This is a genomic window from Vibrio sp. SCSIO 43097 (genome assembly GCF_023650755.1).
Taxonomy (GTDB): domain Bacteria; phylum Pseudomonadota; class Gammaproteobacteria; order Enterobacterales; family Vibrionaceae; genus Vibrio; species Vibrio alginolyticus.
This window is the reverse complement of the sequence record NZ_CP071841.1, coordinates 141975-162327: the sequence shown is the minus strand read 5'-3', so window position 1 is coordinate 162327 and position 20353 is coordinate 141975. Positions and strand designations below refer to the sequence as shown.

The following is a 20353-nucleotide window of genomic DNA, read 5'->3' as shown; positions in this document are numbered from 1 at the left end:
ATGTATTTTTTGATTATACGGTCAGCAACTTCTGCTGCTTTAAAGTAAGTTGTTGAATGTTTAGGGTCGCGAACATTCATGTTTCAAGTACGCCTAATCGATATAACCCCAGTCCATATGCCTGCATGAGCGAGTTGAGCGCAGCATTAGATTTGCATACGCTGGCGGAGAGTTTCATTATCCTCGCCGCAAAGTATCTTTTCCAATAGCCTTGGTCATTTGGCTAAGTGAAATTTCCATACTTATCTAATGTGAAAAACCTAAATATACCCTATGGAGTATATTACTGCCGTATACTCTGTACAGTATAATTTGTACTAACTGATTTCGGTCTATCAACGCGCAACTTGATCACGGCTGACATGAAACTGCTCGAAACTCATCTAGAGAATAGGTTCATTTTTTCTATTTTGTACATATAGTGGAAATGTACATATAGTGGAAATAGGTTAGCTCAATGAACATTCTTTATGTTGGTGATTGGTCGCTGATGACTATAATTTTGTTTGGATTCAGCTTTTTTAGCTCGCGCATTTATTCAGGCCAATCAGCTCATGATGCAGGAATACCAAGCCTCAGTAGAGGGCTTGAAAGGGCTACTGGTAGCATCAGACGAAATATCCGTATCCACGAGACAGTAAATCAAGAAATTGGAACATCAATTGAACATGCTAGAGACTTGGCAGAGAGACAGAGCAACAGCTATCTCCAACTTAGTCGAGCTTTTGAAGTTATAGATTCTGCCCCCAGGCTGAGGGATGAGCTGAAATCGCGTTTGATTAGAAATAAAGCGCATAAAACACCATGTGTGAAGAAAGACAGTTTGAGGCGAATTCTTAAAAAAATTAAGGCAGCCACACGCGTACGATTAAGAGGGGTTGGCTCGATAAGTTGCATTGAAATGATGACAACAGAATCTCTTCTAGTAGACTAGTGCAGGTACCACACCCAATAATGCGCTAGGTAAGAAGGAGATGTCATCTTACTGCCTATCTCAAAGCTAGGTTCAGCTATAAATCGTAGAATACGGTTCCTATTTTTCGACACCTAGAAACTTTGTCTCCAAGCGCCTTAAAATGTATCGCCTTTTACGACAGGATTGGGGAGGGGCTAACAACTCATGATCAATCTGACACAAACGTTGCACAACAAGCTTTTTCTGAAATTATCCCTGCCAAAAAAATAGTTAGATCAAAAAAGACTTTGTAAGTCTCTATCATATCTAGCAATTAAGGCTACCCCAGATATACTGGATGCACATCTATTTAACCGCCCTAGGAATGTATATGAGCATCAGCTTTGATGTTGTGATTGCAAGTGATGACTACTCTGTAGATATGAATTCTGGACTCGATACGCTAAAAGGGGCATCTGAAGCTACTAGACAGATTGCCACTACAATTCTTGAAGAAAGAGTGCCAGAGAGACTATCGAGTGAAAGTAAAGTTCGAACAAACCTAAAAAAGAGTTTTAAAGGCTCTTTTGGTCAGCAGTTCTCTATTGATATATATGATGTAGATGTACAGAAGCGACTTAATAAGATTGGCAAGAAGGCATTTGTTGAATTGATATCATATTTTATAAATGAAGCTCTTTATCAAGAAAGCCTTGAGCTTTCCCCAAAGGCTAAAAAAGTTCTAAAAGATCTTGGGGTTAAACTCGAAGAGAAGTTAATTAAGCAACTGCAAAGAAGCTCTCTTGATCACTTGCATACTGTATCTAATAACTTTAATCAAGATGTGAAACTCAGGTATAGACAAAGTAGAGATAAACAAACGACCTTAGCTAAAGTTGACCGAGCAACACATGCTACTTTAAAACCACGAACAGACAGAACTAAACGAGACATCACTGCAAGTATTACTCGTCTTAATATCAATACTGGTAATGGCAGGCTTCAAATACAGGGAGCAGATGAAACAGTTGCATTTGGATTCCCTGTAACGAAGAAATATCTAGAGCTTAAAGTAGCAGCCAAAACGCCCTTTTCTGAAAACTTGCATACTAATAACAGCAGACCAAGAGAAGAATGGGAAACTCTACAACTTCGTGTCCATACGCAAACTACAAGTACAGGGCGAGTAATCAAATATATTATTGAAGGTATTGTCGATGCTTAATCGGTATTCAATTGCAGCAATCAGTTTGATGGCTGTAGTCGTTGCTTCTTATGTATTCCAATTCTATTTCAAGCTTGGGTATGAGATCTCAGAACATCCTTCTGATTGGGTAGATTTTGGTGATTTTTTTAATGGTCTTGTTAGCCCACTGCTTAGCTTCGTGTCCTTAGTATTGCTGATTCAGTCCTTAAATCTACAGAACCAAGCTAACACAGAGCTTAGGGCTGAGGTGCAACTAAATCATAAAAATGAACAGCTTAGATCATTTGAGACCTATTTCTTCGGGCTAATAGAAGCACAGAGATCTTCGTTTGCTAATTTCGAATTGGAGTTCAAGGAAGAAGAAGATGCTAAAACGCTGAGGGGAGTATGTGCAATACGAGCGCTTGAAGATCGGATTGAAGCTTTTCGTGAGCGCAATGCGCAAGATAGTGAAATAGAAGAAATGTTAGAGAAGCTTGACCAAGACGAACACATATATAACACAATTAGAGTGTTCTATAATATCGTGAAAATGATTACCGAAAGGCTCAGTGATGAAAACCAGTTTGATGAGACGATAAGAACTAATCAATTTCAAACACTTATTAGCTTTACTGAGTTCTCTCAGCTGAGACTTGTAATGATCTGTATGCAGTTTATGGATTATCCATCGGCTGACTACCTAAAGAACAACCATGAGTTCATGGCTGTACTAACGGATCTAGGCGGAGGAGCCGATCATTACTAGTTATTTGAAGTCTATTGACGTTAGTTTGGAAATACCTAGCTGACTTGCTGTTTTTACAATAAATAGTGTCTTCCCTTTTTGTATTTGGGTGCTTTCCAGCAGAGTCATAATTGACGATGTTATAGGTATCAAAGCATTTAAGAGTGATTCGGTACGCTTGGCGTTTACTATGCGAGCGGTTGAGGCGGTATTGTGTGTGGCATCGGCATTGGGTACCTCGCACCTTAATTGGTTGTAAATTTTGAATTCGGAACCATTTTAATAGTAGCTCTACCAAGATAGTTACGTTATAGTTAAGTAGAGTCTGTATTGTTGCAATTATTAAGCGACTATTGTGAGGTTATATGTTTTTGAGAAGTGCTCAAACATTGAAAAATGCTACTGAGGTTGTTCAGTCTTTTTTCGTGCCTGCAATTCAGGATACAATCGAAGTTCGTAAACTTTCAACTAGGCAAGCTCGACCACATTTTATCGTGGTTTTTGCAGCTAGTGTAGAAAAAGATGACTGGCAGCAAGTTCAAGTGGTTACAGAAGTGAGTTATGTGCGTAATCGTATTAGATATGCAATAAGGCCTTCAAAACAGTACCCAGAGTTAGAGTGCGTTGAGTCACAGTTAGAAGAAAAAATAAATAATGTAATAAAAAGCAGTATGATGTTAACTGCTTAATAATTAATAATTAGAAAAAGGTCGTTGGATGGCTCCAGCAGTAATTGTGGATTACAGCAAGGATTTATGTAATCCACCTCTAGGTTTAGATCGCACTTCTCCACTACTAATCAAAACGTTTTTTAATCCAGTTGATGGATATATCTATGAGATCAGGGAATTTCAGATTGTAGGAAGCAGCAATTCTGGTTGCATCGAAGTTGTATGCTACGAATACCCTGAAGATGATGATTTTACTTTAGAATATGCTGATCAGCAGTATACAGAGCATCAAGATAAGCTATTAGCTGCAAAAGAAGCTCTCGATTTAGAAATCCCACCAAAATGTGAAACTGTAGTGGCACGATACGTCTATAGTAACGCTAGTGTTTGCTTTCAACATCCAAATGAAGTGTTATCGGGTAAGCAAATTCGTGGTGCCTACGTTGATCCTGAATATGCCAGAGCCAAACTGACAAAAGAAGTTTATTTAACACTTTTAGATCAGCATGGCGTTCTTGTTAGTGATAATGTTCAAAGTGTTGATGGACACGGTTTATGGGCTTATGGTGTTTGTAACTGGGGCGAGGTTTCAGTGTATGACAGCAATACACAGCGTATTCTTTCTCGTTTGTTACCTACAGGTAATACTCCAGATCAAAGCGTAATTCCGTGGTCTTCAACAAGAGATCTTCAGTCTGGAGACGTAACTAGATTACGAGAAGGCTTTTGGACTGCTGGGGTTTGCTTGCGCCACCTGATTTTAGTATTACGAAAGAAATAAAAAACATAACAAGAGACTAAGGCGTCAATAACTAATTGTTGGCGTTGCTTTCACTTCCCCATTATACCATCTCTGAGCAGTAAGCTCAGGATAACAGCCATATTTCGCATACAGACTATTTACGGTTTCAAGATACTTTTTCTAATATTACATAAACGTTTTAGTAGTGCTGCGCTAAAACGTTTACGTTCAGCAATAAGTCCGTGTGTTCAGCTCTGGCATTCAGTGAGATGAAAATATAGAGAGTTGAACGCCGTTACATTGACTTTTTGTAAACGACCTGTAATATTGTGTCTAAGCCAATTGGCTTAGACACTTGTAATCGATTTGCGTAACTAGGTGTCGAAAACTCTCTTATATTCAAGGGTTTGTGAAGAATTATTAGCGAGTGATGGGGTTCAAATCCCTATCTCTCCGCCACTTATTTAGAAAGCTCGCATTTATTGCGAGCTTTCGTCGTTTTAGCTCTTAAAAAACGAGATTTAGAAATCCTCGCTCGTAAGCGAATCCAGCACTTCACTATATTCCAGTTAAAAGCCCGCTAATGTTTAGCGGGCTTTTAACTTCGATTTTCTAAAGTTTAAGCAAACTTCTTAATCATTTCAGACAGGTCATTGGTGCAATTTTGCACTTTGGTGTTCATATGATTCGTTTCAGTCATCAGTTCATACGATTCACTGTACTTTAAATTAAGCGACTGGATGTTTTCATTTATTTCATCCGTTACATAAACCTGCTCTTCTATCGCGACCGCAATTTGTTGGTTTCGTTCGACGACGTCCTGAACAAGGGACTCCAGTTGTTGAATGCTATCCAAAGCAGTACCTAGCAATGTTACCGTTCCGGTCGACATTTCATTACCTTTCTCTAACGCAGAAACCGCTGATTTGCTCCCATTTTGAATCCCTTCAATGGCCGATTTAATCTCTGTTGTCGATTCCTGAGTTCTTTTAGCTAAGGTTCTCACTTCATCTGCTACAACGGCAAACCCTCTGCCTTGTTCGCCTGCCCTCGCGGCTTCAATTGCAGCGTTCAACGCTAATAAATTAGTTTGTTCGGCAATACCATTGATGACTTCAACAACGGTTCCAATTTGCTCGGTTTGTTGGTTCAAACGTATGACCACTTTAGATATTTCGCCGAGCTCACCCACCAGCTCTAGTACCGATTGGTTAACATTATCGATAACGCTACGGCTGTCTATCATCGTATTTTGCGCTTCTAACGTAGCCTCGGCGGTCGCTTGAGCATTATTTGATATCTCAGATGAAGAGGCTTGCATCTCGTTGACCGCTGTTGCGACCGAGTCAATCTCCACTTTCTGTGCGCTTAAGTTCTCCGTCACTTGCTGGCTATTTGTCGCAGCACTGTTAGCACTTGCGCGCGTTTTTTCGCAAGAGTCTTTTACAGACACGCCAACGCGCCCCAATAGCGCATTGGCAAATTGCTTACGCATCTTCATACCCAGCTCAATCTCAGCCAGATCGTTGATTCTTCCGCAATAAATATATTCCATGAGTGGATTGTTGAAGTCTTGCCTAGCCTGTTTAGCGAGCTTCTCAACTGGTCTGGTTAATACATAAATAGAGAAAACGGAAAGTAACGCAACAACGCCAAACGCTATCACTGGTGATTGATTCATTTGTAGAATGAGTAAGCCAAGAAGGTTTGAAATTAAAAGGAAGAAGGCCGATCTCATCCACAAACGTGTACGAGGAAGATACATTTTCCACGGCTTACGATTATTTCGAAGCTTCGAATACGCTTTTTCCGCTCGCTGGATGTGTATACGCTCAGGTTTAAATCTCACTGATTGGTATTCCACAACTTCACCATTAGATTTTATAGGAGAAGCAAACGCGTCAACCCAATAATAGCCGCCGTTTTTACGTCGATTTTTGACCATTCCCATCCAGTGTTTGCCAGTTTTCAGGTGAGTCCATAAATCTTTAAAAGCCTGTTTTGGCATATCAGGATGACGCACAACATTGTGGGGTTTACCGATAAGCTCCCCTTCATCAAACCCCGCGACTTCATTAAAGTTTTCACTGGCATATTTGATGTAACTGGAGGTATCGGTAATGGAAACTAGGCTGTAACTCGAAGGGTAATCGTATTCCGTTTCACTCATAAACATGTGTCCTTACATTGATTAATTAACAAACGGCAAATATGAATTTATCAGCATAACATATACATGCATAATGATAGGTTGATTCAAAAATAAAACAAAATTATTGACAAGTTTACTTGTTACTTAATGACTCTAGTCGCATTTTTATCCTCTAATACAAGGCTTCGTTAATATGCACAAGACTGAGCACTGTTCAAAATTAATACACAAAAGCGCTTCCGTACTGAGTTCGTAAATTGTTATAAGTAATCCACTAAAACGAAAACAGGGAAGACAAACACAATGACTATTCACTTTCGTCAGCTTGCAGCTAAGAGAAACACGACACACTTGTTTATTGACGATTGGAAAATTAACACTCAGCAGTCTTGGGGGATATTCAGCGCGGATGGAGATATTGGCTCTCTGCTTGGAGACCTTATTTGTGATGAAATGTCACCAAATAGTGGGGAAATTGAGCTAAATGGGCTGTCCGTTGCGCAAGTCTCGTTATCAGAGCAACAGCGATTACTGGAAAGAGAATTAGAAAAAGATGATACGGATTTTCTTGATCGTATCGACCAAGGAAGCACTGTTTATTCATTAATCCTAGAACAGAGCCAAGACACTAACTTAACTGAACAGCTAGTTAATGATCTCGACCTAAGTCATCTTAGAGATAGTGGCTTCCGTGTTCTCTCTACCGGAGAAACCAGAAGAGTAATGCTCGCCCGAGCTTTAGCCACACAACCTGACTTAGTATTACTCGATAATCCATTTACTGGCTTAGATATTGCGCACCGAGCTGCTCTCGCTCGCTATTTACACTCGCTTTCTCAAAATGTGCAACTACTCATAACCTTCTCTCGCGAATCTGACATGCCTGAGTGGATCAATAGCATCGCGCTTTTCAGTGCAGGAAAGCTTGATAGTACAATGGATAAGTCCAGTTGGGATAATCATCCAATCATTGGACAAATAAAATCTCAGTCAGAGCAACAGAGTGAAGAAATGATAAGCTTGATACGTCAGCATCAGCACTCGACGCCATTCAACAACCCAATATTTGAACTAAAGAATGGGGCTGTCGAATACACCGATAAGAAGATTTTTACTGACTTGAACTGGCGCATAGACAAGGGCCAACATTGGCAGGTCAAAGGCCCAAATGGTTGTGGAAAGAGTACCTTACTTGGATTGATCTTTGGCGATCATCCGCAATGCTACAGCAATGACATTGATATTTTTGGTAAAAAGCGTGGTACTGGCGAGACAATCTGGGAAATTAAGCAGCATATCGGCATGGTGTCTTCAGCGCTACACCTCCAATATCGAGTCAATTGCAGCGCATTAGAAGTCATTTTGTCAGGATTTTACGATTCGATTGGGTTGTATAACCAGCCAACTCGCAAAGAGATGAATATTGCAAACGAGTGGCTCGATATCTTACATATGAGCCAGTACAAAAAAACCTCATTCAAGCAATTAGAGTACGGTCAGCAGCGACTATTACTGATTGCAAGAGCCATCGTGAAACAACCCACATTATTGATTTTGGACGAGCCGTATCAAGGGTTAGATTTTTTGGGTAGACGGTTAGTTAAGAACACACTTGAACTCATCGCTAGAGAGAATTTAAGCCAACTATTGTATGTGTCTCACTACCAAGAAGACCGCTTAGATAGCATCAAAAATGAGTTAGAGTTTGTGTTTGATGAAAATGCTCAGTGTTATAGAGCTAACGTCTACCAATCATAATGACTTCGCTGCGCAAGCTGCTCATAAGGTAATGGTTTGGAGTACAGGTATCCCTGATGATATCTCACTCCCATCTGCTTTAAGTGTTCAGCTTGCGCTATGGTTTCCACGCCTTCAGCGATCAATTGTACTTGTAATTCTTCCGCGAAATGAACCATCGCTTTTAAGACAGAAGCACTAAGGCTAGGAATACCAATGGTTTCGACAAAGCACTTATCGATTTTTAAGTAATCTATGCGCATGTGCTGTAGAAATGCTAACGAGGTTTGGCCAGTTCCAAAATCATCGATCAGCACATCAATACCATGCACTCGCAGCGCTGCAATGCATTTTCTCGCCTCTGAATCAATGAGCTGACGCTCCGTTATCTCTACCCCTAATGAGACTTTGTTTCGGCTCAACTGTCTGTCGAGCAATTGAATTTTTCTGATCGCGTTTGGTCCGACTAAATAACCAGGCGGCACGTTAATACCAAGGTGGACAGGCTGATCAAAGCCTAATTTACTGAAGTCCTCTGCCGCTTTATCCAGAACGAAATCAGTAAGTAAAAAAACCAATCCACTTTGCTCTGCCGCAGGGACAAACTCATCCGGAGAAATGAACCCCTTACTTTGATGCTCCCATCGCACTAGCGCTTCAAACCCGAATAACTGGCCGGTATCAACGTTAACTTGCGGTTGGTAATACAGGGTCAACTCTCCTCTTTTTATCGCTCTTTTAAGATCCAGTATCAAATTGCGATGGGGATCAATAAACTTATTCAACGCATACAAGCAAAGGTAGATAACGAAAATAATTGGAATTGAGTACAAAAAATAGGAAAGTGTTCTCTGTTTGACGAAAAGATCGCTGGCTTCGCTCAAAGCTTCATACTCAAACATTTGCGACGATTTGATACCGATAGGATTACTTCCCGCTCTTAATGCTCCTTCAGGTGAAACTTGATCATGGATAAACAGCGCAGAGCGTTTTAGGCGTAAATCGTTGTTAAACCCTATTGTTGCATTAAAGTAGTCATGATCGATAATCGTTACGGCTTGATAACCCCGCTCTCCCTCCGTTACCACAAGCAAGAACTGATCGTACAAGCTATCAACACTACCAAACGCTAGCGTTTGTCCCTTAGGAAAGGTGATGTGCTCAGCTAACGGTTTAGAGATACTTCCCAATTTCGAAGAACAAGTAATGACTCCCTCTTTCACAATGAGCATTTCTTCAATATCTCGTTCAAACATTAAGCTTTGCTGGAGCTCTTCACATCGTTCAGGGTGTAGCAACGCCGTGCGGTTTTCTGTCTCTATTTGGAATAAAATTTCATCTGCAATTTGCACATTTTTTTCTAATAAATGATTGAGATTGTTTTGCACGCTTTCACGAGCTAAATACAAAACCTCTCCAATAACCAAGGGAATAGGCAGAAGAAAAATGATGGCTTTTTTAAAAATCGCCTTATTCAGCATATAAAAGTAACCTTTTATAAAACCGATTTACTGAGATGGTACCTCGATTCCGATACCCGCTAGCAACTCACGTTTTTTAACATTATTTGTTTGGATTAACTCAGTATGCGAAACGCTGAGTAATACCGCAAACTAAACAATGTCTTATTCACTCCTGTTCCAATTTAGTATCAAGCGCCTCAAACCTGAGACTTTAATTCGACACCATGTTATGTCTATCGGTACTTGCGAAATTCTTTACCTGTCTGTTTCTCATCATGTAAGAATTACCCATTAAAATTATTTTTCTTTTCTCAGTGATTAAGAATTATATTTGTCGTAACTCCTACAACACGTTACAACACTCTCATGACGACAAACAAAGCTAATGCTAACCAGGTAAACGAAAAATCACTGCAGTTGTTAATGCAAGTTGCAGTTAGTCCGTTCCCAGTTTCGGCGAAAACGCTAAGCGAGCAATTGAACGTTCCTTTAAGCAGCCTTTACCGACACTTAAAACTGCTTAAAGAGTGGAATTTGATCGAAGAAAGCGTTCACGACAAGACATTTGTCGTTGGTCCGGCGGCATTATTACTCATGCACAGCTATGAGACCGCGCAACATGGGCTCGACATGGTCGAAACCATACTGGCTAGGTTGGTACAACAAACCGGGGAAATGGCCGCTTATATGGTACCAGCTGGTTATCGTGCGCTTTGTGTCAGACAGAAAGAAAGTATGCAGGCGCTGCGTTGCAGCTTCGTCCAGGGTCAAAGTCAACCTCTGCTGCGCGGTGCCTCATCTAAAGTGATGCTCGCTTTTATGCCTCAAAGTCGATGCGAGAAAATCTTGAGATATTTTAATCAAGATCACCGACGCGACGAGTGGGAAAAAGAGCTCACAACCATCCGTAAACACGGATATGCCGTCAGTACTTCTGAGATTGACCCTGGTGTTTCAGGTATTAGCGCACCGGTAATGAAAGGAAGCAAACTGATTGGCGCAGTCTCGGTGATGGCTCCGGCCCACCGAGTCGAAAAGGACAAGCAGCGCATTATTTTACATGTACTGCAAGCGGCAAGGGCACTACCACCAGAAAGGTAATTCATCATGTTAAGCTTTTTCAAACGCTATAAACTCCATCACACAGTGAAGCAGCCGCAACATTACCCTTTTTCTTTTATGACAGTGTGTGAGTATTTGCCACCCATGTCTAAGGGCGCGTTTGAATTAGCTGATCAAAGTTTGGAAAATGCTAGTGATTGGCTTTACCAACAACATGATCATGAAACCGCTGAGAACTATGGGCACTTCAACCACGACAAACTGGAGAATGGCGAGTTTCAAGAAGCATTAAGCCTTTCGCTTTCTCGTCACTCAATTCCGGTTTTAGTCACTAACTGTACCGAGGCAATCTTGTCCATGTTACCTGTGGTCGTGTCCTATCGAGACGAAGTGGGTGTCGTAAATATCGGGCATAACATGAACTTGAAGCCGACACTTGAGCCACGCTTAGGCTCTGCATTCCATTTTGCTCTTTCTCGCTATCAAAACGTACGATTGTTTTTTGCTGGCGTCAGTGAGCAAGAGACGAAGCAGGAAACGTGGGAATACGCGGAAGATCAAGGTTGTGATTGGGTGACCGAGAAAGAGTTTTCTTTTCGTCATCGCAATAACGTTAAGCAACAGATCGGCAATTACCTAGACCACTGCGACCAAATAATCATTAGCATCGACCTTGGATCTCTAAAAACCAAAAACAGCCTTGATGGCGCGTCAGAAATTGATATCCAAATGGTTCTACGCACGATTAGGCAATGTTTGGTTGCAGGTAAAGTGCGAGCAATTCAGCTCGTTGGCGATCGAGATTGTCTGGTGTATTCGAGACAAACGAAAGCCATACTAGAAGAGTTATATCAGATGGCCCCACTCATCGTTCACGCTGCCTAGCGTTATAAACATTCAGAATCAGGATCGCGTCCTTCCTGATTCTGAACCAACATGCTTACTCATTATCCTTAACTAACAAATAGTTACACATATAAAGCGACACACATCACACTTACCTCTTGAACTAACCTGACACTTACGTTGTAATAAGGCCGCTAAACTTTGGTATGACATACGAAATAAAAATTAACCAAAGTTCAATAACTAAGCGGCTTCAAAACAAAAAAGTACCGCAGCTATTCCAATTTCAGTGAGCATTTGCTCACGCTCGCTTGATGCCATCTTGTTCCACTCATTAGGACATTTGATGATGCGTCTTTGCAGTATTTTCACTGCGGTTCTTTTTTTACCGCTAACCTCACACGCCACCACTTATGACGTAAAAGATCTATCTGAGTTAGGTCAACTTTGCTCACACAAGAGTTTTAGTATCGAAAGCGATCGCACGACTTATCGCTGTACAGGGAAACTAGTCCTACCCGCTGGTGATAAAATTGTCTCCTCATTACCGGAAAAAGAGATAACGTTAAAAGCAGATTATGGCATTGTGTTAGAGGGGAATAATACGATTGGTGAACCCAATAAACGTATCTCTCTACACGCCCTCGCTACCGGATTAACGGTTAACAATGAGAAAGCATCAAACCTCGACGATTACCAAAACAAACACACTGTCATCTATGGTGATCTTCTATCGGCTTACCCAACAAAGCTGCATAACATTCTCATAGACGGGAATATTAAGCTAACAGGTTCGACACTTCACATTGATGGAACGTACAACACCATTATTGGTGATATTTCGACACACAGCACGACCAATGTATTTAATACAAACATCTGTGGTAAGGTCGAATCACAAGGCGAAACACTACACCTAAAAACAAACCATCCTTTACAAGACCATTTTGTCGTCGGTGATGTTTCTGCGCACAACTCTCTGATTATAAAAGATATGTCGATCTATGGTACGGCTGAATCTGTAGGATCGTCAGCTACATTAAGTGGCTCATTCTATAGTTCCACCGCAGCAATTAAATACTTCCAAACATTGAACTTCAACAACGCTCCAAATCAGCCTAGTCAAGTTTGTGGTGAAATCCAACAAACGCCAGGAAGTGCACAAACGAAAGCACAAGACAACAAATACACGCAATACTGTGGATTGGGCGAGGCTGATTGTCACTACTCTTCCCAAGTCTGTCCAATCACCCCTCAAGATGTTCCGAATTGCAGCATGCAGCCTCCATCGGAGAACGACTTAAACCTCAGCGTCACACCATCGGACGACATGGCACTGATGTGCGGCGACGATCTTCCGCAATTTACAGCAATGACAACCAATAATGGAGAAGTTGTAAGCGCAGAAGTCAGTGCAGCCCTATCACACCCTGACTTGTTCACTTTAGAGGTGGTTAAAGGTCAGCAGACATTAGAAGCAAACCAATTTATATCTAACGATAATGGTGAACTTGTTGTTCGAGTGGTTCCGAATAATATTGATACGATCTCGTTAGATACCAACTACACACTAACTTTCACTATGGCGAAAGACACGAGCAAGCATCAAACTGTTCGCTTTATGTTTACGCCATTTATGTTTGAGGCCTACTCAAAGACGAAAAGCGCCACTTTAAATGAAATACGCGTTATTGCAGGTAAACCAGAAAACGTGCATACGCGATTGCTTGCTTGTGCCTCCACCGGCGAACCTGTAGTGGCAAGCAACTACAATGGTACGCCTAAGGTTTTTCATCCATTGGTTCAACCATTAGGAGGAAGTGAAGGAAACTTTAGCTATTCAGCAGAATTTGAAGATGGCTTGTCTGAACATGGCCTTATCACGAACGAATCCGGCATATTTGAAGTGACATTGTCCGATCATTTTGAATGTGAGGGATTTGAAGAGTGCCCAGAAGAAGGCAAAGTGGAAGTGAAAGGAACATTTAATGTGCACTCGCGACCATGGACACTGGCTATCTGTGACAACCAACGTGCTTTGCCTTCTGGTACCTCTAAACAGGGAGATGGGTTTATCGCTGCTGGAGAACTTTTCTCTCTAACAGTGAAACCAATCATTTGGCAACCTGACGGCTCTGTAAGTGGTTCTGTTGAATCAGCACGCTATTGTGATGCCTCTATCACCCGTAATTTTATGCTTGATGACGCTCCAGCAGCATCCGTTGTCTTGTCGAGTGAGCAACATACGCCATCAGAGACAGCGAACCAAACCTCAAAATTGCTAAAAAGTAGTGACTCACTGGCTCAGGCGCATAATTCAGCCAAGAATGATCAATTCGTCTTTAATGGATTATATTGGGAAGAAGTCGGGAGCTTGAGAGTAAAAGCAAACCTAGAAAGTAAATATCTAGGTATGACTGTTAACGAAAGCTATCGTTACATCGGTCGTTTTTACCCAAAATATTTTCAAGTGCAAGACCAAGAATGGCACTACCCACATGGCCAAACTTTTGCTTACATGAATCAACCTTTTGAGAAAGTCACTTACGATGTTGTCGCACTCAATGCGAATAAGGAAAACGTGAAGAATTACGTCCACTTTTCGTCTAACCTTCAACAACATTTCGATTTAGGCGAGCTAAGCTCATACTCCGATCGGTTTTTGCCGCCTAAGCCTAAGAAGGTAGACTGGAAACTACTGGGTAGCGCGAGTGTTGGAACGTTTGTTATAGAGAAGCCCTCGACCAATGCGACTTGTAACAATAGCCCATGCTGGAAAAAGAACACGACAGATAAGCAATATCCTGATGGCCCATTTAATAAAGGGACTAACAGTGACAGCAGCAAAATAGGTATAGTCACGACTAAAGCCGTTGATGAGGTAAATTTCTTTGATAACAGCGAAATGCTCACAAAACAACCAGACATTCGATTCGGTCGTTTGAACTTTCAAGATGTAGGTGGCAACCAAGGCATGGTGATCAAAGTGCCACTTGATGTGGAAATTTGGCAAAACGGTCGATTTACAACTAACTTCGATGACAGCTCAACAACGGCGAATGGTGAATATTACTTCAGCACGCCAATTTGGTCTCATGCGCCAGCAAACAACGCCCTGCTTTCTGGCGTTGGAACGATGAGTATTGGCAGGATAACCGATATCGTTGCAAGCCAAATTGACTCAGCGCGCGAGCAAATACAATTCCACCTAGATTTAGACAGCTCAGGCAATCGCATCCCTTGGCTGAAATACGACTGGGATAGCTCTACAAGTGAAGAGGAAAACCCACCCGTCATTGTTACGTTTGGTATTCACCGAGGAAACGATCGCATTATTTATCGTGGTGAACCCAATATGCTTGGCCTAAATTAACGCGAAACGGCAAACAAAAAGAGCCCCTCAATTGAGGGGCTCTTTTCACACAGACTGTGTAATTTACTTTGCGCCACGACGCGCTTTCAGGCGCTTCACCATAGCAAGACGACGCTCTGCCGACCCTTGGTCTGTTGCCGACTGGTTCGGATTATTACGACGACCTTGACGATTCTTAAATGCTGGTTTTGAGTGCAGCTTTTCAATGTAAGATTCACGCTGTTTTGGTTCATAGCCTGCAAGCTCAATACGGCGAATGCGTTGCTGGATCAGATTTTCAACCTGAACCACCGTGAGCTCTTCATCTCGATTTACAAATGAAACAGCATGGCCTTGCTTACCTGCACGGCCTGTACGACCAATTCGGTGAACGTAATCTTCCGCTAAGAAAGGCATGTCATAGTTCACAACGTGAGGTAAATCTTCAATATCTAAACCTCGAGCAGCGACATCGGTAGCCACCATGACACGTGCTTTACCGGACTTAAACTCTTCTAGCGCACGACGACGAGCGCTTTGAGCACGGTCACCATGACAAACCACCGCTTTGATACCATCAAGTTTCAGCTCTTTTACCACTTCGTTTGCGGTCTCTTTATAGTTCACAAATACCAACACTTGTTTCCAGTTTTTGCGACCAATTAGCTCTGAAAGCAGTTCCGTTTTTCGCTCTTGATCAACTGGATATAGCACGTGAGCAACTGTTTGTGCCGTAGTATTTGCACGCTCTACTTCGATACGTTTTGGTTTACGCAGAATGTCTTTCGCTAACAGATTTAGCTGGCTTGAAGTCGTTGCCGAAAACATCATGATTTGTGGGTCTGTATCCACATCCAGCATGATCTTACGAACTGCATGAATAAAGCCCATATCCAAGATACGGTCTGCTTCATCAAACACCAAAAACTCTAAGTGTGCCACCGAGACATTACCTTGTTCGATGTGTTCTTCCAATCGACCAGGTGTAGCCACAAGGATATCAACACCATTTTCCAGTGCCGCAACCTGAGAAGACATTTTACGGCCACCGAAAATCGCCGCCACCGACAGATTGGTGTACTTCGTGTAAGCTTTGATGTTGTCAGCAATTTGTTCAGCAAGCTCGCGAGTTGGAGCCAAGATAAGTGCGCGAGCAGTCTTACGAGAAGCGCTACGGTTACTGTCTAGCAGCTGCTGAATCATAGGCAGAGAAAACGCAGCCGTTTTACCAGTACCTGTTTGTGCTGTAGCGAAAATATCATGACCTTTGCGAGCCATTGGAATCGCCTTCTGTTGAATTGGCGTTAACTTTTCATAACCGCATTCTGCCAGTGCTTTAACCACTTCTGGCGCAAAACCTTGAGATGAAAATGACATTGAGCGTATTCCTTAAACAAACCACTAAAAATAGCTTTAAAAATTTAGCCGTGCACTATACCCGAATTTGAGTGATTTATCTCACTTTTCTCATTGAAACGCTACAAAAGCAAAAACGGCGAACGCAGACAGATTGCTGGCTCACCGTTTCCGTTTAACATTTGTTCGATTTAACGCTTGATGCCAGACAACTGAAGGAGAATTTGCTCAAGTTCATCCCATGGCAACAGCTGAGAATCTATCACTTCTAATCGTGATTCAAACCCTTCTAAGCTGATTTCATTCACCGACACGACTCGGTTGGCAACATTAAACGCGTAACACCCCTGATCCGTGTTGACCACCGCTTTAACACGTTCAGCCGTTAAGTCCGAAAGCATTGAGAAGAGTTTATCAAAATCAAACGTGTACTCTGCCCCAAACAACCACCCGCAACTAAAATACCCTTGCCCTTTGTTCTCTTTACGCACAAAGGCTTCACCTGGCGGCAACTGGAATTGAGGCTCTTGGTGAGCATGGTCATGATGATGTGACTCGATATGGGAAGAAGCGCTGCCGTAAACCCGTTCGATATCCAAGACTTCTATCGGTAACTCACCATCATGAATAAGCTTACTGAATACTTTTGAGGGAGATTGGTCCGTCACCCAGTCATTAAACACATCAATGTCGTGGCTGGAACATAGGTCAACCTTACTACCAATAACCATATCTGCACTGTCTAACTGGTCCACGAAGTTTTGGTTAGAAAGATACTTTTCATCACTTAAGTTACGCGGATCAACCAAGGCAATCGTCGCTTTAAGATCAACGTAAGGTTCATACTGCTGTGAGGTAAGCGTCGCGATAACCTGTTTTGGATGACCAAGGCCTGTCGGCTCAATCAATAAACGGTCCGGTTTTTGACGCAATAATGCTGTGATACCTACCGACATCGGCACACCCGCAGTGCAGCACATACAACCACCCGGCACTTCTTTAATCAGCGCGCCTTGGTCGGTCATCAATGCACCGTCGATGCCAATCTCACCAAATTCATTGACCAAAACCGCCCAGTTTTCTTTTTCCGGTTTGTTCTTCAGTAGATTTAAAATCGTGGTCGTTTTACCGACACCCAAAAATCCGGTCAGTATGTTGGTTGGTACTCGATTTGACATGCTTATCTCCGACACGTTAGTGCATTAATGCTCCAGCAAAGTATACGGAGAATGTGACTCGCTTCAACGCTTTTTATCGCACTCATCAAGCTCATTGCGTGATGCGTTGGCACACATTTTTCGAGCTTGTTTGGGTTGACTTATCAACTCTGAACGCTTCATATCAGACAGGTATCTACTGGTATAAATAACGCAAGTAAAAAACGCGATAACAGCGACTACGATGGGAAGAACTCCGAGCGTGTTTTCGAATTTAAGCGCAGCAATAGCCAACGCGAAAACAACGACAGAGATAAGTGCGATTGACTTACTTTTGTTGCTTTTCATAATAACTCGCCTTTCGTAAAGTTAGCCCCTAACACCTCCTGTACTAGAGGAATGCCAGTTTGGAACAACATCTAACCTGACTATTCAATGCTACTCCTTTCGCTACTTGTGAAATTTGACAAAGCTAACATTTACTACAACATCAAACGACGAGCTTATTATTATCTTTCAGACACTTACTGGATTTTAAAACACTTACTAGCAAATCGTTCCACCGCTTACCAGGATATCGCTATCATTGGCAATACAAACTTGCGCCACCAGCCTTAGCCCTTCGACTATCATGTCCAAAGACATAGAAGGCTGACTGCCATCTACTGCTTGTTCTGGCAATAATGGGATATGAACAAACCCATGACGAATAGGTTTGTCTTTTAGATAATGTTGGATGCCATAAAAAAGGTGGTTACATACAAATGTTCCGGCACTGTTGGAAATCTGGCTAGGTATCCCCTGCTTTTGCAGCGTTTGAACAACACGCTTTATCGGCAGCGTCGAGAAGTAAGCATCAGGACCATCGGCCACCACGGGTTCATCAATCGGCTGATGACCAGCGTTATCTGGAATACGAAAATCATCGACATTAATTGCGACACGCTCTGGGGTTATCGCGCTACGCCCGGCCGCTTGCCCTACAGTAATCACACAGTCTGGCTGGTGCGCTTCTATTGCTTCAATAACGACTTTCACCGAGTCATATCGAACTACGGGGACTGGGCAAGTAACTATCACACCGCCTTTTATGGCCGCAGCCTCTAATTGCTTGACCGCTTCTAAGGCGGGGTTAATGGCGTCACCACCAAAAGGTTCAAAACCGGTAATCAGGACTTTCTTCATAACAGCCTTTAGGAAAAGAGTTTTACAAATTATTGCACTCCCCTTTACCCCATCCAATAGCAAAAGTATTGATGAGATAAACCAGACAACATTATGTGACTCATGTCTAACCAGAGAGTGTTTTCTGCCTCATTGAATCTAGGCAAGTTCCGGACTATCGAGACTAACTTATTGATGATTAGTGGCAGGGCAAGGTTCTCTCATTACATGACGCACGTAGAAGCTTGGTTTCCACGCTTAACTTAGGTAGAGTACGCGACCGCAATGCAATTCGAAGAGATTGAATACAATGAATATTGATAACCATGTAATCGAAACGATTGAAGAGTTAGAGGCATTTCTGCATTTAGTAGAAAGCGGCGCTCTTGGCCTTGAAGGTGTCACTGGCGTTGCGCTAGCCACCTCTAATACCGATGGTCGTCCATTTGTTGCCGTATTAGGAGAAAAGCACCAATTGCTCCTCGGTCGCTGGGTTTCGCAGCACGTATATGACAATGGTAAAGACATCGTTCGTAACGGCCCAACCAGAAAACACTAAGCGCTCGACGCCACCTATAACATCACGCCGTCTTATACACCAAGCGTATGCTTTGAAAGCAATGCGCTTGGTGTACTCAAAAAATAAAAAAGAAAAGGCTAGCCTTTATTAATTTTGTCGGTATACTGCACATCAGCTCTTACGGAAAGAGCTATTAATGTAATTAAAGATCAAAGTTTCTCTCAGTTCCACATCGAATTCCTCGTTTACGTTCCTGCGACAAAATAGTTATCTCTAAAATCATATAGTAGCACTTGATATTAGCTAAAAATTCAATATTTAAAACAATCAAATATAGAGGTATCTATGTCTAATAAATTAACTGGTTCAGTAAAATGGTTCAACGAAACTAAAGGTTTTGGTTTTATTTCTCAAGACAATGGCGGTGATGACGTATTCGTTCACTTCCGTTCTATTGTTTCTGAAGGCTTCAAAACTCTTACTGAAGGCCAAAAAGTATCGTTCGTTGTTGAACAAGGTAACAAAGGTTTACAAGCAGCTGAAGTAACTGCTCTGTAATTCTTTGTGTGGCATCAATGTTGTTGGTGCCACAATCCCCTTCCACTTATTACTGCCCTTACTATTCTCTATCTAAGTTTATATAGCCAAATCACTTACCTTACCTCTCCCACACCATCATTAATCACTTTCAATAAAGTCACTTTGGTATACATCTTTAGGTAATCACACAACCTACCTTGCAATTCCAGTTTGGAATTAAATTAATCTCATTCATATCTGAATCACTTCGCCTCATGCTTTGCTCATAAAAATAAAGTTTATAAAATAAAAGCGATTGGCGAATATAAGAGAAAAAATGAAATTAAATATATCTGCTCAATCAATAAATTCTAATAACTACGAGCACATAATCCCTAGCTGAGAGGTTGAGTCAGCACTGAAATGTCATTACATGAAGCCATTTATCGGACAACACTTCATAGGGACAGCGTGTGGAGTCACACACTTCGGGGTATTTGTTGAGTTAGAGGAACCGAACCGAAGGTCTCATTCCTTTATCAAGTTTCCAAAATGGTGAGTTCGAATTTGATGCAGTCAAACAAAAAATTTCCAGCCAGAGCGCCACGTTTACTTTAGGAGCTAAAGTGCACGTGTTGGTTAAAGACGCCGATTCGAGACAAAGAAAGATCATGTCCAACTTAAAAGACGCGGAACACGCGGTAGGTTAGCCTGTTTTAGGTTACTTTCTAATCCATTAATCAAAAATAAAAAATAAGCTTTTAATACCGCAATTAACTTGTG

At 41.9% G+C, this 20353-nt stretch carries 17 protein-coding genes and 1 pseudogene; 12 read left to right on the top strand and 6 right to left on the bottom strand.

The annotated features are described in order from the left end of the window. Positions 1-457: 457 nt before the first annotated feature. The 5 genes from J4N40_RS17085 to J4N40_RS17065 all read left to right on the top strand — a co-directional run bounded on the left by J4N40_RS17085 (position 458) and on the right by J4N40_RS17065 (position 4281). A complete protein-coding gene (locus J4N40_RS17085) occupies positions 458-934 on the top strand; it encodes a hypothetical protein (protein WP_250654607.1) in 477 nt (158 codons plus the stop codon). A 352-nt stretch (positions 935-1286) separates the two neighbouring features. Then, the gene (locus J4N40_RS17080) at positions 1287-2120 is read left to right on the top strand and encodes a hypothetical protein (protein ID WP_250654606.1); all 834 of its coding nucleotides are present in this window, start codon (positions 1287-1289) and stop codon (positions 2118-2120) included. Further along, on the top strand, positions 2113-2850 hold the full coding sequence (locus J4N40_RS17075) for a hypothetical protein (RefSeq protein ID WP_250654605.1): 738 nt from the start codon (positions 2113-2115) through the stop codon (positions 2848-2850). The genes J4N40_RS17080 and J4N40_RS17075 overlap by 8 nt, the downstream gene beginning before the upstream one ends. Positions 2851-3194: 344 nt before the next feature. After that, positions 3195-3518, top strand: coding sequence for a hypothetical protein (locus J4N40_RS17070; protein WP_250654604.1), 324 nt, complete (start codon positions 3195-3197; stop codon positions 3516-3518). A gap of 28 nt (positions 3519-3546) precedes the next feature. Then, positions 3547-4281, top strand: a complete 735-nt coding sequence (locus J4N40_RS17065; RefSeq protein WP_250654603.1) for a hypothetical protein — start codon at positions 3547-3549, stop codon at positions 4279-4281. 580 nt (positions 4282-4861) lie between these two features. Here J4N40_RS17065 and J4N40_RS17060 read toward each other — a convergent pair. Continuing rightward, on the bottom strand, positions 4862-6412 hold the full coding sequence (locus tag J4N40_RS17060; RefSeq protein ID WP_025768974.1) for a methyl-accepting chemotaxis protein: 1551 nt from the start codon (positions 6410-6412) through the stop codon (positions 4862-4864). Positions 6413-6697: 285 nt separating this feature from the next. On the opposite strand from J4N40_RS17060, the gene modF reads away from it, so the two are divergent. Then, positions 6698-8152: a molybdate ABC transporter ATP-binding protein ModF gene (gene modF, locus J4N40_RS17055; RefSeq protein WP_250654602.1), complete on the top strand. Its 1455-nt coding sequence runs from the start codon at positions 6698-6700 to the stop codon at positions 8150-8152. Here modF and J4N40_RS17050 read toward each other — a convergent pair. Further along, entirely contained in the window at positions 8140-9612 is a 1473-nt protein-coding gene (locus J4N40_RS17050) for an EAL domain-containing protein (RefSeq protein WP_054574374.1), read from the bottom strand. The genes modF and J4N40_RS17050 overlap by 13 nt on opposite strands. A 348-nt stretch (positions 9613-9960) precedes the next feature. Between J4N40_RS17050 and J4N40_RS17045 the strand changes: the two genes are divergently transcribed. The 3 genes from J4N40_RS17045 (at position 9961) to J4N40_RS17035 (ending at position 14875) form a co-directional block, all read left to right on the top strand. Further along, positions 9961-10695, top strand: a complete 735-nt coding sequence (locus tag J4N40_RS17045; RefSeq protein WP_005386192.1) for an IclR family transcriptional regulator — start codon at positions 9961-9963, stop codon at positions 10693-10695. 6 nt (positions 10696-10701) lie between these two features. Next, positions 10702-11541 (top strand): arginase, encoded by an 840-nt coding sequence (locus tag J4N40_RS17040; protein ID WP_005375657.1) that lies wholly within the window; start codon positions 10702-10704, stop codon positions 11539-11541. A 307-nt stretch (positions 11542-11848) separates the two neighbouring features. Further along, complete coding sequence (locus tag J4N40_RS17035; RefSeq protein ID WP_250654601.1) at positions 11849-14875, top strand: polymer-forming cytoskeletal protein; 3027 nt, start codon at positions 11849-11851, stop codon at positions 14873-14875. Positions 14876-14938: 63 nt separating this feature from the next. Here the strand turns inward: J4N40_RS17035 and J4N40_RS17030 are convergent, their stop codons facing one another. From J4N40_RS17030 to pcp, 4 genes are all read right to left on the bottom strand, one after another. After that, positions 14939-16231, bottom strand: a complete 1293-nt coding sequence (locus J4N40_RS17030) for a DEAD/DEAH box helicase (RefSeq protein ID WP_005386186.1) — start codon at positions 16229-16231, stop codon at positions 14939-14941. Between the two features lie 170 nt (positions 16232-16401). After that, positions 16402-17388, bottom strand: coding sequence for a CobW family GTP-binding protein (locus J4N40_RS17025; protein ID WP_115386713.1), 987 nt, complete (start codon positions 17386-17388; stop codon positions 16402-16404). A 63-nt stretch (positions 17389-17451) separates the two neighbouring features. Beyond that, a complete protein-coding gene (locus J4N40_RS17020) occupies positions 17452-17715 on the bottom strand; it encodes a hypothetical protein (protein ID WP_115386714.1) in 264 nt (87 codons plus the stop codon). Positions 17716-17913: 198 nt separating this feature from the next. Next, entirely contained in the window at positions 17914-18552 is a 639-nt protein-coding gene (gene pcp / locus J4N40_RS17015) for a pyroglutamyl-peptidase I (RefSeq protein WP_064354607.1), read from the bottom strand. 289 nt (positions 18553-18841) lie between these two features. Here pcp and J4N40_RS17010 point away from each other — a divergent pair, with 289 nt between their 5' ends. From J4N40_RS17010 to J4N40_RS24620, 3 genes and pseudogenes are all read left to right on the top strand, one after another. Further along, positions 18842-19090: a hypothetical protein gene (locus J4N40_RS17010; protein WP_005375646.1), complete on the top strand. Its 249-nt coding sequence runs from the start codon at positions 18842-18844 to the stop codon at positions 19088-19090. A 306-nt stretch (positions 19091-19396) separates the two neighbouring features. Then, on the top strand, positions 19397-19609 hold the full coding sequence (locus J4N40_RS17005; RefSeq protein WP_005375644.1) for a cold-shock protein: 213 nt from the start codon (positions 19397-19399) through the stop codon (positions 19607-19609). A 364-nt stretch (positions 19610-19973) separates the two neighbouring features. Further along, positions 19974-20280, top strand: a pseudogene (locus J4N40_RS24620) (S1 RNA-binding domain-containing protein); the annotation flags it as partial. Positions 20281-20353 lie beyond the last annotated feature (73 nt).

Coding starts and splice junctions, on each gene's coding strand:
- J4N40_RS17060 (WP_025768974.1), bottom strand. CDS start 6,412: ATGAGTGAAACGGAATACGATTACCCTTCGAGTTACAGCCTAGTTTCC.
- J4N40_RS17035 (WP_250654601.1), top strand. CDS start 11,849: ATGATGCGTCTTTGCAGTATTTTCACTGCGGTTCTTTTTTTACCGCTA.
- pcp (WP_064354607.1), bottom strand. CDS start 18,552: ATGAAGAAAGTCCTGATTACCGGTTTTGAACCTTTTGGTGGTGACGCC.
- J4N40_RS17050 (WP_054574374.1), bottom strand. CDS start 9,612: ATGCTGAATAAGGCGATTTTTAAAAAAGCCATCATTTTTCTTCTGCCT.
- J4N40_RS17005 (WP_005375644.1), top strand. CDS start 19,397: ATGTCTAATAAATTAACTGGTTCAGTAAAATGGTTCAACGAAACTAAA.
- J4N40_RS17070 (WP_250654604.1), top strand. CDS start 3,195: ATGTTTTTGAGAAGTGCTCAAACATTGAAAAATGCTACTGAGGTTGTT.
- J4N40_RS17020 (WP_115386714.1), bottom strand. CDS start 17,715: ATGAAAAGCAACAAAAGTAAGTCAATCGCACTTATCTCTGTCGTTGTT.
- J4N40_RS17025 (WP_115386713.1), bottom strand. CDS start 17,388: ATGTCAAATCGAGTACCAACCAACATACTGACCGGATTTTTGGGTGTC.
- J4N40_RS17085 (WP_250654607.1), top strand. CDS start 458: ATGAACATTCTTTATGTTGGTGATTGGTCGCTGATGACTATAATTTTG.
- J4N40_RS17045 (WP_005386192.1), top strand. CDS start 9,961: ATGACGACAAACAAAGCTAATGCTAACCAGGTAAACGAAAAATCACTG.
- J4N40_RS17030 (WP_005386186.1), bottom strand. CDS start 16,231: ATGTCATTTTCATCTCAAGGTTTTGCGCCAGAAGTGGTTAAAGCACTG.
- J4N40_RS17065 (WP_250654603.1), top strand. CDS start 3,547: ATGGCTCCAGCAGTAATTGTGGATTACAGCAAGGATTTATGTAATCCA.
- J4N40_RS17075 (WP_250654605.1), top strand. CDS start 2,113: ATGCTTAATCGGTATTCAATTGCAGCAATCAGTTTGATGGCTGTAGTC.
- J4N40_RS17040 (WP_005375657.1), top strand. CDS start 10,702: ATGTTAAGCTTTTTCAAACGCTATAAACTCCATCACACAGTGAAGCAG.
- J4N40_RS17080 (WP_250654606.1), top strand. CDS start 1,287: ATGAGCATCAGCTTTGATGTTGTGATTGCAAGTGATGACTACTCTGTA.
- modF (WP_250654602.1), top strand. CDS start 6,698: ATGACTATTCACTTTCGTCAGCTTGCAGCTAAGAGAAACACGACACAC.
- J4N40_RS17010 (WP_005375646.1), top strand. CDS start 18,842: ATGAATATTGATAACCATGTAATCGAAACGATTGAAGAGTTAGAGGCA.